A 14,898-nucleotide genomic window follows, 5' to 3' on the forward strand; every position below is an offset into this window, starting at 1 on the left:
CATGACGTTCTTTGTCTGCGCCATGCCGTGCCCTGCGCGCGGGCAGGTGGCGACGCGTCAAGCCGCCGATCCAGTCGCCTGTCCTGCACACGCGTCGATGGCGGCTCTGGCCGAGGCGTGCGACGTGCCGGACGAGGTCTTGAGGACGATCGTGCCTGGACCTTCGCCCGCAACGTCCGTGTGTCGTTCTGCATGTCGGGCAAGAGGGCGCCCGCGGGCGGGACGTCGGGAATGGTGTCCGGCGACATCGCATGAAGGGCGTCGATCCTCCTGTCAGGCTTCCCCTCCGAGATCGTCGCATCCGCTTTCCGGACACAATCGGCCTTTTCGGTCGGGGCCTTGGTGATCTTGATGTTCGGCACGACCTTTTTCTCCCTGCGCCACCAGAGCGCGGCCGGCGTTCGACGCGGAAACGTGGCGTGCGTCGCCGCGGTTCGATCCGCGATTTCGCTCTGGCTGTCCGCGAGGAGAGAACCGGATGGTGTTTGCCGAGCGTGGAACCTTGCGGGCGTGAGGGGGACAAGGCCAGGATGAAGCCGGCGTCGGGTTCGTTCTATCCGGTCATGCCGGTCGCACTTGGGTGCGACGGAGCAGGCGTCGACCCGGCTACTTCGGGATCGGCATGTGGATCGTCGTCGTATAGGTCGCCCCATCCGAGCGCGAGGCGATTTCGGCGCCGATCTGCGGCGCCAGTTGCCGTATGAGCAGCGAGCCCAGCCGGGAGGACGGGATGGCTCCGTCCTTGCGCAATTCCACGATGGCGTTGGACAGGGTGATCCGCACGCCGTCGGACCCGATCCCCGCGGACAGGCGGATATCGGACGGCCCCGCCCGTGCGATGCCGTATTTCAGGGCATTGGTCAGAAGCTCGTTCAGGATCAGCGCGAGCGTCACCGCCTCATCGCTGTTCAGCGACAGGTCGTCCTCGACACCCTGAAGGACCAGATCATCCGTCCCGAGGCTGGCGCTGTCGCGCGTATATTCGACGATCCGCTCCATCAACGACCGGAGGGAGACCGTCGTCTGCCGATCGCCCATCTGCATCAGACCGTGAATGCTGGAGATGGCGCGGACCCGCGCCTCGAGGTTCTTGAGGGCGTCCCGCGCCTCCCCGACCGAGACATCGTCGGACTTGAGGGCGCGCGCCTCTATCCGGATCATCGCCAGGGCGATGGCAAGGCTGTTCTTGATCCGGTGATTGGCCTCGGCGACCAGCGTCTCGCGGATGGCGTTCTCGCGCTCGAGCGCGCGGCGGTTCTCCTCGATGTCGGTCAGGTCGATGAAGGTTCCCACCAGCTTCGGCCGCCGGTCGGCGGGATCGGTCGCGATTTCGCCGCGGATGCGGATGAACCGTTCGGACCCGTCGGGGATCCGGACGCGGTAGTCGAAGGAGGCGATTTCGCCCTTGGGCGCAGCGAACACCCGCTCCACCTCCGCGTGGACGCCACCGACGTCATCGGGGTGGACGCGGTCGAAGAAGGGGCCGGCATCGTCGCCGATCTCGCCGGGCCCGAACCCGAACATCTCGTCGACGGCGGTGCTGCGATCGAAGCGCCCGGTTTCGGGGTCGAAGCTGAAATAGCTGAGCGCCGCGGTCGATTGCGCGGCGCGGCGCAGGGACTCCGACAGCCGATCCGACAGCACGGTCGCGGTGACGTCCTGCGCGATCTGAAGGATCGCCACCAGACGGTCCTGCCGCTGGACCGGCGACAGGCGCATCTGCCAGTGATGTTCGGCGTAGGTGCCATCCGTCCTGAGGATGTCGAAGCGGTAGGGGCCGATTTCCTCGGGCATGCCGGTGGCGCGAATGCGGTCGACCGCGTCGCGGATGGCATCCATCGCAGCGGCGCCGCCGTCTTCCTCGGTCGGGGGAAAGGCCTGGAACATGCCTTGGCCGGCCACGTCGCGGCCGACGGATCCCGAGATGACGGCGTGGGCCCGGTTGCGCCAGACAAGCGTCAGTCTTTCGTCCGACCGGAACAGGAGGACGGCGATCGGCGCCTGGTCCAGGGCCGCACGGAGGCCGGCTTCGTCGACCAGACCGTCATCCCGGCCGTCCTGCCCCGAACTCATGCCCCTGATCCCGTCCCCTCGATGCCGAATGCGCGAGATAAACGAATTCCGGAACCGAAATCAACATTGCTGTCACCAGCATTTTTCCGAAGTTTTCGTCTCATCCGACAGACCGCCTTGCCGGTAGCCGGGAACCCGAACACCCTCGGCATGGGCCGCGCCTTCACGAGGCGGCGTTGCGGCAGGAGGCTTGCCCATCCGGCCCGTCGAGCACCATGGCTTCACGTCATGGGCCGTCCGGGGTCGGAGCTGTGCACCATTCCCCGTTCACCGCCGCCATCGACCCTCTTTCGGCTCAACCGATCCAGTTTTCGACACGCAGCCCCCGAACCCGGCTGAACTCTCCGACATTCGCCGTCACGACGACCGCTCCCGAGGCGAGGGCATGGGCGGCGATGAGCATGTCATTGGGCCCGATCGGCGTTCCCGCGAGTTGCAGCGCGTTGCGGATGCGGCCGTATTCCGCATCGGCCGGCAGGTCGAGCGCAAGCACCGGGATGCTTTCCAGTATCGCCTCGATCTGGGTCGTCAGCTTCGCGGACCCCTTCTTGGCACAGCCGAAGCGCAACTCGGCCGCGACGACGATGCTCGTGCAGATCGCGTCCGGCCCGACCTCGGCGATGCGGTGGGACACGCGCCCCCGGGGGTTTCGAGCCAGTTCGGACACGATGTTCGTGTCCAGCATGTAGACCTCGCTCACAAGTCGACGTCCCTCACCGGCGGCAGATCGTCGTCGATGTCGGGAAACCCGTCCTGCGGCGCGAGCGGCTTGAGCCCGGCCAGCACCTCGAGCAGGTTCTTCCGGCGCACAGGCTCGATCACCAGCCGGTCCCCGTCCCGGTGGATCATCACCGAGGTGCCGGGCAGTTCGAAATCGGCCGGAATGCGAACGGCCTGGCTTTTGTTGTTGCGAAAGAGCTTCGCTTCACGCGACGACGACTGTTGCTGCGGCACGGCGACCTCCCCCGCTGGGTTGCATATGCTTGTGCATATACATCTTGCGTGACCGCCGTTCAAGGGCGCGCAGCATCGATCGACCGAGGACCCTCTTGTTTCTACCCGCGATGCGCATTCGTTCAAACGAAGATCCGGCCGTTCCTACAGCCCCATGCGCCGGGCAAGGCGCAGTTCGATCTGCACCATGGCGTCGTAGATCAGCATTGCGAACAGCCCCACGATCAGTCCTCCCTGCAGCACGAAGGCGGTGTTGTTGGTCAGAAGTCCGGCGATGATGACTTCGCCCAGCGTGCGCGCCGCGACGGTCGAGCCGATCGTCGCGGTGCCCAGTGCGATGATGACGGACAGCCGGATCCCCGTCAGCGTCACCGGCAGCGCCAGCGGCAGTTCCACCCGGATCAGGCGCTGCCAGCGGCTGAGGCCGATCCCCCGCGCGGCTTCCATGGTCGCGGGCGGCAGGGTGGTCAGTCCGGCTATCGCGTTCTCGAAGATGGGCAGCAGACCGTAGAGAAACAGCGCCACCAGCGTCGGCCCGGCCCCGAAGCCCAGGACCGGCACGGCCAGCGCCAGCACGGCAACGGGTGGAAAGGTCTGCCCCATGTTGGCGATCGAGCGCGACAGCGGACGGAACGCCGCCCCCGCCGGGCGGGTCACGAGGATGGCCAGCGTCACCGCGACGACCGTCGCGGCGGCGGAGGCGGCGGCGACGATGCCCAGATGGCTCAGCGAGAGCGACAGGAGCGAGGTGCGTTCATAGATCACGGGGCCGCCTTCCGGCGCCAGCGGCGCGAAGACCGGCGTGAACCATTCGGGCCGCAGGATCAGTGCCAGCAGCAGGGCCACGAGAGCAGGTCGCAGGACCGTGCCGACCTTCATTCGTGCAGTCCCGCGCGCGCCCGGATCGCGTCGAGCGTCACACGCCCCGCGGATGTGCCGTCCCGGTGGATCGGGACCGCCGTTCGCCCGGTCCACAGGCAGGCGGACAGCGCGTCGCGGAGGCTTGATCCGGCGGGCAATGGCTCGCCCTCGGCGGGACCGTCCTCCACGGCCTCGGACACCGGGATCAGCGACAGCAGCCGCAGGGGCCGCTCCACGTTGCCCACCATGTCGGCCACGAAGGCAGATGCGGGGCGGGCGATGAGTTCCGCCGGGGTGGCATGCTGCACCAGCCTGCCGCCGTCCATCACCGCCACGCGGTCACCGAGGCGGATCGCTTCCTCCATGTCGTGCGTGACCAGAAGGATGGTCGAGCCGAGCCTTTGCTGGATATGGCGCAGGTCGTCCTGCGCGCGGGCCCGGATGATCGGGTCCAGCGCCCCGAACGGCTCATCCATCAGCAACAGGTCCGGCCGCGACGCCAGCGCGCGCGCGACGCCCACGCGCTGCTGCTGGCCGCCCGACAATTCGGCAGGATAGCGGTCGCGGAACTGCGCCGGATCCATGGAGAAGAGGGTCAGCAATTCATCGACGCGCGCCTCGATCTTTTCGCGCGGCCAGTTCAGAAGCCGGGGCACGGCGCCGATGTTGCGCGCGACCGTATGATGCGGAAACAGGCCGTGGCCCTGAATGACATAGCCGATGCGGCGCCGCAGGATGTGCGGCTTGACGGACAGGGTGGACTCGCCGTTGATCCGCACTTCGCCCGATGTCGGCTCCTCCAGACGGTTGATCATCCGCAGAAGCGTGGTCTTGCCGGAACCGGAGGTGCCGACGATGACGGTGATCGTGCCGGTCTCCACCGTCATCGAGACGGCATCCACGGCCTTGGCGCCATCATAGACCTTGGTGATGCGGTCGATCTCGATCATTGCGTCACCGTCTGCGTCGGGCGGGCCAGCTCCACCAGGATGTCCATCACGATCGCCGCCACGAGGGCCAGAACGACCGTCGGCAGCGCGCCCAGCAGGATGAGGTCGGTCGCCGTCTGGTTCAGCCCCTGGAAGACGAATGTGCCGAACCCGCCGCCGCCGATCAGGCCCGCGATGACGGCCAGGCCGATGTTCTGGACCAGCACGATGCGCAGCCCGGTCAGAACGATGGGCAGGCCCAGGGGAAGCTCGACCCGCATCAGGCGCTGACGCGGTGTCATGCCCATGCCGCGCGCGGCCTCGATCGCGGCGGCGGGTGCCGAGGCCAGCCCCGCCGCCGTGTTGCCCACGACCGGCAGCAGCGAATAAAGCAGCAGTGCCACGAAGGCGGGCGCGAAGCCGATGCCCGCGATGCCGATGGCCTGCGCGCCCGGGACCGTCGTGCCGACCCAACCAAGGATCGGGATCATCAGGCCGAACATCGCCAGGGACGGGATCGTCTGCAGAAAGCTGAGAACCGGCAGGGTGGCGTTGCGTAGCCGAGACCGGCGATGGCACAGGATGCCAAGGGGAAAGCCGATGATCGTGGCCGCGGCGAGCGAGCCGAAGGCAAGGCCGAGATGCCGCAGGAACTCGCTTCTGAAAGCGTCGCGGCGCCCGGCATATTCCTGCATGACAGACAGATCCGACAGTGCCCCCGACGACAGGATCGCCGCCGTGGCCACCAATGCCGCGGCCAGGAACGCAGCCCGCAGAAGCGGCCGCGGCGTCATGGCCGCCAAGGCGTCCGCCATCAACAGCATGAGAACGACGAGAAGGAACCAGAACCCCACCGAGGGGGACACCCGCGCGTAATCTCCCGCTCCGTCCAGAAGCGCCGATGCGCCCTGCATCAGCACCCACAACACGCCTCCCAGCCCGAGCACCGCCCCGGCGAGGTGCAGGCGCGTCCGGCCCGACGGCAACCCCAGCATGAGCCCAGCCACGATCGCCGCAAGGCCGGGCAGCGTCGCGGAAGGATCGGCAACCCGCCACGCAAGGACCCCGTCGCCCGCGACGATGCGGTTGGCGGACAGCGTCATGAACGGCATCGACAGGGCCGCCAGCCCCAGGGCGGCGAACAGGAGCCCCGGTGCGGACAGGACCGCCCAAGGCCCCTGGAGCGACACGGCGCGGGCGATCAGTCCAGAACGCCGGTTTGGGTCAGATAGTCACGCGCCACGGCTTCGGCCGGCTCGCCGCCGACCTGGATCCGGCCGTTGAGCCTTTGCAGCGTGACCATGTCGAGCCCGGCGAAGATGGGATCGAGCACCTCGGGGATCGTCGGATACTCCTCCAGCACCTCGGCGCGCACGATCGGCGTCGGCTCATAGACCGGCTGCACGCCCTTGTCGTCCTCCATCACCACCAGCCCAGTCGCGCCCACACCGCCATCGGTGCCATAGACCATCGCCGCGTTGACACCCGAGGTGCCCCGCGCCGCGGCCTGGATCGTCGCCGCGGTATCGCCGCCCGACAGGATCACCGTCTGGTCCGACGAAAGCGCGAACCCGTAGGTGTCCTGCATCGCCGGCAGAACCGCGGGCGACGAGACGAATTCGGTCGAGGCCGCAAGTTTCACATCGCCCCCGCCGGCGACCCAGGCGCCGAAGTCGTACATCGTGGAAAGGTTGTTCTCCTCCGCGACCGGGCCGGTCACGGCGATGGCCCAGGTGTTGTTCGCGGGCGCCGGGTCGAGCCATTCGATGTCGTTCTGCGCGCTGTCCAGTTCGGCGGCGCGGGCATGGGCGGCCCCGGCGTCCTTCCAGACGTCGCTGTCCCCTTCGTTGAAGAAGAAGGCCGCGTTGCCGGTGTATTCGGGATAGATGTCGATCTGGTCGGCCAGCAGCGCCTCCCGCACCACCTGCGTGCCGCCCAGTTGCAGGCGACGCTGCACCGGCAGGCCGGCATCTTCGAGCGCCAGCGCGATGACATTGCCCAGAAGGCCGCCTTCCGTATCGATCTTGGAAGAGACGACGATATCGGCGTTCACAAGCGACCCTGTCAGGATCGACATGCTGACCGCACAAAGGAACAGACGGACTTTCATGAGAGGCAGACTCCTTGACGCCATGGTTCGGACCCCCGGCTGCGGAGATCCAGATCGACATGGTAGAAGCATCTGCGCCCAAGTGAAGGCATGGCCAGCCCCCGAGACGGATTTATCCCTCCGGCCCGACAGATATCCCGGTTCATCAGGCGAACGTCCGTATCGTTTTCGCCAACCGGGACTACCGATCCCGTGACCCTTACCCGATGGGATCGGTGGGCCGGGGCGGGTCCGCAACGGTCGCCGGCGAGGACGATCATGTGGGCGAGCATCCCGGTCGGCCCGGGTCCGGCGAAGGATGTGTTCCGGGTGCATGGGGCCGACGGCCGTGACCGCGCCGTCCTGCACACGAAGCCGGCGCGGCCCCCCCGCATTCGCGGGGGTCACTTTCGGGAAAGGTCGGCATGCTCCGGCACGTGGCGCGCCGCAAGGATGCCGTCGCGCCCGGCAAGGCAGGAAATCCAGCGTCGGCCCGCCGGAATGGGAATCCGGCACGTATCGGCGAACAGCGCCGCCCGACAGCGAAGGCCGGCGTGTTCATCATCGGAAGGACGATCACCCGCCCGGTGATGTCTTCGGGCCGCAGCGTCATCGCCGGGTCTTCAGCCGCGATCCGACCTTCGTATTCGCCGCCGTGGTTTCCCCCGGTCCGCAGAGCCGTGGGGCCCCGCCCGTTGGCGATGACGGTGATCGGGACTATGACCGAGCCCCAGGCGCTGTCGTCGCGGCGGAAGGGACGGTTCAGATAGCCGTGATGCACGCCATTGGCGTCCGGCGGTATCGTCGGCCTGGTCGGGTTCTCCGTCACGGTTTCACCCACAGTTCGCGTGGCGTCGTGCAGAAGCATTCATGACCGTTTTCGGTGATCAGGATCGGCTCGGTGATTTCGAGCCCGCCGTCATCGAGCCAGAGCGCGGGCATGAAATGGAAGGTCATGCCCGGTTCCAGCACCGTCGTGTCGCCGCGCCGGAAGGAAATCGTGCGCTCGCCCCAATCCGGCGGGTAGCTTATCCCGATCGCATAGCCGCAACGGCTGTCCTTCTCGAAGCCGGCCTTGTTCAATGTGGCGTTGAACGCGTTGGCGATATCCTGTGCCTGGTTGCCCGGCCTGGCCTGCGCCAGCCCAGCCTCGATCGCGTCGAGCACGGCCGCTTCGGCATCGCGGAACTTTCGTGGCACCTCGCCCAGAAAGAGCGTGCGCGACTGCGGACACTGATAGCGCCGATGCGCTCCGGCAATCTCGAAGAAGGTCGCCTCGCCGGTCTGCATCGGCCGGTCATCCCATGTCAGGTGCGGCGCGGTGGCATCCAGCCCCGAAGGGGCCATGGGCACGATCGCGGGATAATCGCCCCAGAACCCGTCGACACCGCGAATTCCGGTCGCGTAGATTTCCGCGATCAGGTCGTTCTTGCGGATGCCCGGTTCCGCCAGTTCGAGGATACGGGCGTGCATCTCCTCGACGATGCGCGCGGCGCGGCGCATGTATTCGATCTCGCGCTCGGATTTGACGGCGCGTTGCCAGTTCACAAGCCCGGTCACATCCGTCAACCGTGCCTTGGCCATCGCTTCCGTCAGGCACCGATGAGCGGCGGCGGAATAGTAGTAATTGTCCATCTCCACGCCGATCCGTGCCGTCTCCAGCCCCAGGTCGGCCAGAAGCCGCGCCAGATCTTCCATAGGGTGCTTGTCGGGGTTCTGGACATAGGTGTCGTCATAGCCGCGAATGTTGTCGTCATCCTCCATGAACACCGTGCGTCGCGCACCGACCGCGTCCATCGCCCGGCCCCACCAGTGCGGATCGCCGTCCTGCTTCAGGATCACGGCCTGGAACGTGTAGAACGACCAGCCGTCGTAACCTGTGAGCCAGGACATGTTGGACGGATCGCAGACGACGATCGCCTCATGTCCGGCCGCGGACATGGCGGCGCGGGTCCTGTCGATGCGGCGTCTGTATTCGGCAGTGGTGAAGTTCTTCTCGAAGGTGGTCATGGTGCCCCCTTTCCCTTGCTGACGCCGTCCGCGCTGTCGCGGCCGGCCGCGGTGCCGGTCAGTACCGCTTTCAGTTCGGGGAAGCTGCGGTTCGGATCTGTTTCACCTGCGTCAGTGCGATGTCGTAATTCGTCCGTCAGCCGTCGCCGGGACAACCGGTCCGGCGCATACGGTCAAGCGGCCGGTTCTGGACGTGGGCGGCCGCGCCAGCCGCGCCATGCGGTTCGGGATGGTGGCGGTGGACCGCACCAAGGCCACCGGCGCGCCGATGCCGTTCGACGGGACAAAGCGATCCGGCCCGGGGCGCAAAGGCCCGCGCCAGGGGGCAAGACGACTTGACCGGGGTCCACCATGCACGCCCTGACTTGCCCGCGCAGAAAGAACGGCACCGGGGACGACCACGCCGGGTACGAGGCACTGACCAAAGAACAACTGACCCGGTAAAGTCACGATCACGTCTGTCACCCGTCCACCCATCCGGGCCGGTTAGCGCGGCGCGAGATTGGCAACAGGATCGTTACCCGCGCCGGCGGCGAGACCGGTATGTCATCGCGCGCGCCATGTCGCAGGGCGACATCATCGGGGCCGCGCTCCCGTTCTCGCTCAACCTGCGAGGACGGCAATGAATTGGGAGCGACAACCGAGGCGACTCTGGACGAAACCCTTCGAAGGGCACGGAGAAAAGCGGATGCAACGGGGCAGTCCGCATCACGTCGGACCGCCTCGGCATTTCGCGAACACGCCTATCCGAGGAATGGTATCGAAGGGTCCAAGCCCGTGATCATCGCCGAGGCAGTTTGCAGACACCTCCGTATTCCATGTACCAGACGGCGTCGGATCGCCGGTGCCCTGCTCCTGAAGCCATGCGCTCAGGGTCGATCCGACGTTTCGAATAGGTGGCGTCTGGCCTCCCGTCTCATGCATGAGGCACCCGCATCGCCCGCGCAGGCCTTTCGCCGCACGACTGAAGGCCCCAAGGGCGCAGACGCGTTCAGTCCCGCCCGCCGAAGACCGCGACCGCGACGTTTCGTCCATCGTCCCGGGCCGCCGCGGCAAAGCCGAGATGGCTTGCGCGCGCCCCGCCCGATGCCAGCTTCTCGACGAAAGTGACCACGTCTCCTTGCGACAGTTCCGCGCCGGACCCGCCCCGGCTGGCGCTGCGGACCGTGAGGCTGGTCCAGCCGCTTGCGCCTTCGGGCAGGAGATCGAAAAGACCTTCCGGCATCTCCTGTTCAGACAGGCGGGCATCGAGCACCCGCTCGGCCACCGCGTCGAGCGCCTCGCTCGCGTCCAGCGGGGCAAGGTCTTCGTCCTGCCGGCGGCGGTTAACTTCCTCGAGCGCGGCGGCGCGGGCACCGGCGGCGTCGAGCCGCGGCCCATCGTCTGCCTCCCCCGGGCCCGCGAACGTCTGCACGGCATAGGTCCGGTCCACGCCTCCCGCGATGCCGAAGCCGAAGCGGTCGAAGCCCGGGTCCAGAATATTCTCGCGATGGCCGGGGCTCTGCATCCAGCCCTCCTGGAACGCCTCGACGCGCGATGTGTCGGGGGGCGGCGCGCAGCCCGTGCATCGGGCGATGTTCTCGCCGCTCAGGGCCCAGCGGCTGCCTCCGGCGGCACGGAACCGGTCCGCGGGCGTCTCTCCGTCGGGCGCGACATGGGCGTAATAGTCCTGTTCGAGCATGTCCTCCGCGTGATCCTGTGCCGCCTCGTCCAATGCGGGACCGGGGGCAAGTGCGGCCACGCCCCTTTCGATGCGGGCGGCATTGACCAGATCGAGCGTACGCTGGCGCAGCGGCTCCGGGTCGACCGCCTCCTGCGCGGCGGTCGGGAGGACAATCGCGAGCGAGGCGGCAAGGACAGCCCCCCGGGTGACGGCGCGTCCGGTCATGAGGTGTCCCCCCTGTGTTTCCGGTTGGATCATACCCCGCTGTAACGGATGGCGGGACGCACGCGTTCCGCTTTCAACCGGCCAAACTGTCGAAACCCGGATCGCCCCCTTCAACCGGTCCCCGTTTCGACCGGAGACGCGGGCCGGGTTGCCACTTGCGCAGCCAGACGGGTTCTGTCGCCGAAACAGCGACCGAGGGATATGAGGCATGAAAGAAAACCGGAAAACGCGTTCTGTCGATCTGAACCGGCTCGTTGCAGGTCGCTGAACTCGACACCCGCAGTTATCAACGACATCCTCACCACTCGGCATGCCAGAGACAGAACGGCTCGGCTGGTCCCTCGACCACTTCGCTCACGTTTGCTCGGACAGAAGCCGAGCCTGAGCGACGATCCTCCGCTGATCACACCCGGCCGCATTCCTTCGGCTTTGGTATCGAAGCGGATGATCTTGGTCGAAAACGGTGCGTTTGGCGCCACCGACTGGTGAGCGTGTTCGATAGATGACACCTTACCCTATGCCCCGGTCGATGCGTATGATCGGCGTCCTCATGCGGCCCGCTCCGACGCGGAAACATCCGCTCCCTCACGAGATGAACCCGTCGCGATACGGTGCATGACGACAGGGTTTCTATCCGGCCGTCCGGGGCCCGAACAATCTGTTCTTCAGCCTGTCCCATCGTCTGCCGGTCGTAGCTTCGGCCCCTTTCAGGCGCTCGAAGAGGCGCTGGACATGGAGATCGACATCAAGGCCCTCGTCCCGCGCTATCTGGTACAGGTCGATCAGGAGGACCCGTTCGTTCCTGTCGTGGATATCGATGGAGTTCGTGAGGGATGCATCGAATGAATTATCCACGAATATCTCGGGAATGTCGCCGAAGACCGAGAACATGATCTTCGTTCGCACGCATTTCGAACAGGTTCCGCAATTCTTGGGACGGATCGCCCTGCGCTTGCAGAAGGAAACCGCCTGGAGCGCCATCTTGTCCTGTAGCAGCGCCTTCGCCTTGATGGGACGGGTCTTCTGGTCGCCAACCGTCGAGATGCGAAAATTTTTTCCTTTCAGATAGCGGTCTGTCACGTGGTTCAGACCCCATGGGAACAGCGCCATATCCTGTTCCCAGTTGGCATCCGCAGCCAGAATTCCTTCGCTGAACATGCCCGAGAAGAGAAAGCCCGCGGCGGCGAGGCGAAGAGCGTAGGAATGACGTCCGCCAGCGACGCGGGAAATGCTCAGCGTCACATGCCTGTAGTTCAACGCCTCAAGGAAAGGGGCGACCTGATCACGCAGTTCGGCAAACTGGTCTCCTGCGGAGCTTGGATAGTCGAAGCCGTGCACCGTCAGCGCCGTGCCCGGGTGGGGCTGTCGTCCGAGTTGCAGGAGCATGTCGGTCGAATCGAGGCCACCCGAGTAGAACGTAAGTCTGTCTTCGCCCGTAGTCGGTTCGGCGCGAGATGCCGCGACCACCGTGACCGGATTGAACTTCGAAGGTTCCCACAATTCCCAGGCGTTGGAAAACCGCCTGATGTTCTCGATGGCCAGAGGGTCGACCGGCCCGTCAATCTCGATCGCCTCTCCCGTCTTCATCGCCCATGGGAGCATCAGCCACGCGGCGAAAGTGTGATCCTGAAGGGGCGGAAGATCGAGTCCGGTCACATCGAACCGGATCGGGTCTCCGAACCCGCTCACTTCCACACTGTTGCCAGCCTGACTTACAGATATCCGCATTCGGTTCCCCCGCAGCGTGTTCCTGAGGATGATATCGCTCGCTCGGCATCGCGATGCCAACGCCGTCTTGATACCCTACATTCCGTCGAACTGAAGCGCATGCAGTTGTGCGAAAAACCCGCCCCTTTGCGGAAACTTTCCCGGGTGTCTTGGTCGCTTACGATGCCGCCGCTCATCGTGATGATGCCGGGGCGCGCGCAACGGTCGACAGGCGGTGTACGATCACGAGAACCGTGCGTCCCTTCGACAGCCTTTCGATGGCCGACTGGAGGCGCGCGGCCCCGAGCGGGTGTCCAGGACCAGCGGCACCGCGTTGACCAACTTGGCCACGTTGGCCGCCTCGACCGCGGCCCGCACCCGCTCCCAGGGCGCATCCTCCCGGCCGAGGAGAATGGTCTCGTCGAACAAGAGCGCGTCCTGCGTCACGACGGAGAAGATCGACCTGAGCCCGCGAAGCTCCGTCGCCGCGATGTCCTGCCCGCCGGTCACGACACGGTCCGCATCCGGGTCCAACAGACGCGTGGGAACATCGAACACGGTGCTCTTTCCCGTGCCCGACGGCCTGACGCCTAGAAGGCGGATCGTGATATCGGGAAGGTCCGGTTTTCGCATGACAGGCGCGGGCCCTGGAAACTTCGGGCGGATGTCGAGCAGATCGAACACCCGTTCCGGGCTCGCCGCCGCCTTCTGTCAAATGCCGGTGAGCGGGCCCCACCGTCGCAGCGGCTGGAACGCGAGCGTCGCGCCGGCAAAGAAGGGCATGAAGTCTGCCACTGTCTTCTCGCCCGAAATGATTTCCTGTCCTCCGTAGATCCGGACGCAAAAGAACCCCAGGCCGATAGCCAGGTCCATCATCGCCGGGATCGGCGCCGTGCCCGCGGTTGTCTTGACCTTTGCCGTCACGAACGCCCCGGTGAGTGCGACGAACCGACCGTGTCGATATCGCTTCAACCCGTTCAGCTTGACCGGCGCGACACCGTGGAACACTTCGGCGAGGCGGGTCGTCCGGGCAGCCGTTATATCGCGCAGAACCATGCTCTTCTTGCGATTGTAGCCCAGGACGACGAGCGGCCACATCGGGTCGATCAGGATGGCGGCGACGGCGAGCGACATCAGGGAGATCACATCTCTGCCCGCCCCGAGGACCAGCCTGCCAGATGCCGTGGGTTGCGCTGGCATACGAGGCCACACGGGCAATCATGGTGCCGGGCAAGGTGGACTGGAAGAACGCGTTGTCCAGCATCCGGACGTGAGCCGGAATGTCCCCCCGCATCGTCGCGGCGTTGCGATTGGAAATCCGTGTCGTGACCAGCTTCGATGCCACGCCAGCGACTGCACGAACCGCGAACAAACCGAAGATCCCGGCGGCGATCCACCAGATCGCGTCGACGCCGCCGAAGACGAACACGAGTTGGAAGGTAGGCCCGAGCAGCCAGCAAGGCAGCTCCACGGTGCTCCCCTTGTCTGGTTCGACTGCGGGCTGTTCGACGACGATGCGGCCGTGACGCTGCATCGGACGGACGTGTCCGACTTGCTGGAAGCCGCGAAGCTCGACTGGTCGGACATCGACCCCTCGATCCCCGGCACGCTGTTCGAGCGCGGCCTTGATCCGGCCAAGCGTTCGCAGCTCGGCGCGCACTACACCGACCGGGACAAGATCATGCAGATCGTCACCCCGGTCGTGGTCGAGCCGCTGCGGGTAAGATGGGCCGAGACGCGGACCCGGATCGAGGGTTTGATCAGAGAAGCCCCGAAGGAAACCTCAAAGCGGTTGCTACAGGACCGGGAGTTTGCCGCCCGAACCAAGACGCTGAAATACCCAGAAGGGCTTCACAGGGCCTTTCGAAAGCGTTTGGCGGCCTATCGGGTTCTGGATCCAGCCTGCGGATCGGGAAACTTCCTCTACCTCGATCTGCTCGCCGCCACGGACATCGAGCACCGCGTGAAACAACCTATTTTCGGGCGTCGGCAAGCGTCAGGAACCAGTCAACGTTCGGGCACTCCGATCGCAGCTTGCGGTCGAATGCCTCCATGAGGCCGTCGTCAGTGAGCTTGCGCGACCGTGAGAGGTCCAGTGTGACCTCGTTGGCACAGGCCCGAAGATCACGGTCGCGGCAGATGAGCTCGCTGTCCTGATCGACCCGGATCGTCTTTGGGTGGTCCGTCTTCGCACAAACCCGATCCAGCGTCGTGGTTCCCATCCCCGCCCCGAGAGCTGATCCGCGCGTCGAACACAGGCGGGTACGGCGCGAAGATGTCGACGACCGTCAAAACCCGAAGTGTCCTGCCCGTCGCCAGTTGGCCATGGGCAAGATCCATCGCCCAGACGTCGTTCGGCCCGACAGCGGCCCGACCGGCGCGGCGAG

The 14,898-nt window shown here is 66.0% G+C and carries 14 protein-coding genes; 1 reads left to right on the top strand and 13 read right to left on the bottom strand.

What is annotated here, in order from left to right:
• Positions 1 to 606: 606 nt before the first annotated feature.
• The 13 genes from JAN5088_RS16885 to JAN5088_RS16940 form a co-directional block, all read right to left on the bottom strand.
• The gene (locus tag JAN5088_RS16885; protein ID WP_055684015.1) at positions 607 to 2,073 is read right to left on the bottom strand and encodes a sensor histidine kinase; all 1,467 of its coding nucleotides are present in this window, start codon (positions 2,071 to 2,073) and stop codon (positions 607 to 609) included.
• A gap of 295 nt (positions 2,074 to 2,368) precedes the next feature.
• On the bottom strand, positions 2,369 to 2,773 hold the full coding sequence (locus JAN5088_RS16890) for a type II toxin-antitoxin system VapC family toxin (protein WP_055684016.1): 405 nt from the start codon (positions 2,771 to 2,773) through the stop codon (positions 2,369 to 2,371).
• Complete coding sequence (locus tag JAN5088_RS16895) at positions 2,770 to 3,027, bottom strand: antitoxin (RefSeq protein WP_055684017.1); 258 nt, start codon at positions 3,025 to 3,027, stop codon at positions 2,770 to 2,772. The genes JAN5088_RS16890 and JAN5088_RS16895 overlap by 4 nt, the downstream gene beginning before the upstream one ends.
• Before the next feature lie 144 nt (positions 3,028 to 3,171).
• Entirely contained in the window at positions 3,172 to 3,906 is a 735-nt protein-coding gene (locus tag JAN5088_RS16900; RefSeq protein WP_055684018.1) for an ABC transporter permease, read from the bottom strand.
• Complete coding sequence (locus JAN5088_RS16905; protein WP_055684019.1) at positions 3,903 to 4,838, bottom strand: ABC transporter ATP-binding protein; 936 nt, start codon at positions 4,836 to 4,838, stop codon at positions 3,903 to 3,905. The genes JAN5088_RS16900 and JAN5088_RS16905 overlap by 4 nt, the downstream gene beginning before the upstream one ends.
• The gene (locus JAN5088_RS16910; RefSeq protein WP_055684020.1) at positions 4,835 to 6,007 is read right to left on the bottom strand and encodes an ABC transporter permease; all 1,173 of its coding nucleotides are present in this window, start codon (positions 6,005 to 6,007) and stop codon (positions 4,835 to 4,837) included. Before JAN5088_RS16910 ends, JAN5088_RS16905 begins: the two co-directional genes overlap by 4 nt.
• A gap of 11 nt (positions 6,008 to 6,018) precedes the next feature.
• Positions 6,019 to 6,927: a glycine betaine ABC transporter substrate-binding protein OsmF gene (osmF, locus tag JAN5088_RS16915; protein WP_055684021.1), complete on the bottom strand. Its 909-nt coding sequence runs from the start codon at positions 6,925 to 6,927 to the stop codon at positions 6,019 to 6,021.
• A gap of 256 nt (positions 6,928 to 7,183) precedes the next feature.
• The gene (locus tag JAN5088_RS19710) at positions 7,184 to 7,774 is read right to left on the bottom strand and encodes a succinylglutamate desuccinylase/aspartoacylase domain-containing protein (protein WP_370736425.1); all 591 of its coding nucleotides are present in this window, start codon (positions 7,772 to 7,774) and stop codon (positions 7,184 to 7,186) included.
• Positions 7,732 to 8,916, bottom strand: coding sequence for a M24 family metallopeptidase (locus JAN5088_RS16920; RefSeq protein ID WP_055684022.1), 1,185 nt, complete (start codon positions 8,914 to 8,916; stop codon positions 7,732 to 7,734). The genes JAN5088_RS19710 and JAN5088_RS16920 overlap by 43 nt, the downstream gene beginning before the upstream one ends.
• A 991-nt stretch (positions 8,917 to 9,907) precedes the next feature.
• Complete coding sequence (locus JAN5088_RS16925; protein WP_055684023.1) at positions 9,908 to 10,804, bottom strand: CAP domain-containing protein; 897 nt, start codon at positions 10,802 to 10,804, stop codon at positions 9,908 to 9,910.
• A 630-nt stretch (positions 10,805 to 11,434) separates the two neighbouring features.
• Positions 11,435 to 12,532, bottom strand: coding sequence for a hypothetical protein (locus tag JAN5088_RS16930; protein ID WP_074962701.1), 1,098 nt, complete (start codon positions 12,530 to 12,532; stop codon positions 11,435 to 11,437).
• 222 nt (positions 12,533 to 12,754) lie between these two features.
• Positions 12,755 to 13,144 carry an ATP-binding cassette domain-containing protein gene (locus tag JAN5088_RS16935; RefSeq protein ID WP_143114887.1) on the bottom strand — a complete coding sequence of 130 codons (390 nt, stop codon included), beginning with the start codon at positions 13,142 to 13,144 and terminating at the stop codon, positions 12,755 to 12,757.
• 78 nt (positions 13,145 to 13,222) lie between these two features.
• Positions 13,223 to 13,645 carry a 6TM ABC transporter family protein gene (locus JAN5088_RS16940; RefSeq protein ID WP_143114890.1) on the bottom strand — a complete coding sequence of 141 codons (423 nt, stop codon included), beginning with the start codon at positions 13,643 to 13,645 and terminating at the stop codon, positions 13,223 to 13,225.
• Positions 13,646 to 13,781: 136 nt separating this feature from the next.
• Here JAN5088_RS16940 and JAN5088_RS16945 point away from each other — a divergent pair, with 136 nt between their 5' ends.
• Positions 13,782 to 14,567, top strand: coding sequence for a DNA methyltransferase (locus JAN5088_RS16945; RefSeq protein ID WP_144431874.1), 786 nt, complete (start codon positions 13,782 to 13,784; stop codon positions 14,565 to 14,567).
• The last annotated feature ends 331 nt before the right edge of the window (positions 14,568 to 14,898 follow it).

It is taken from the genome of Jannaschia rubra (genome assembly GCF_001403735.1).
Taxonomy (GTDB): domain Bacteria; phylum Pseudomonadota; class Alphaproteobacteria; order Rhodobacterales; family Rhodobacteraceae; genus Jannaschia; species Jannaschia rubra.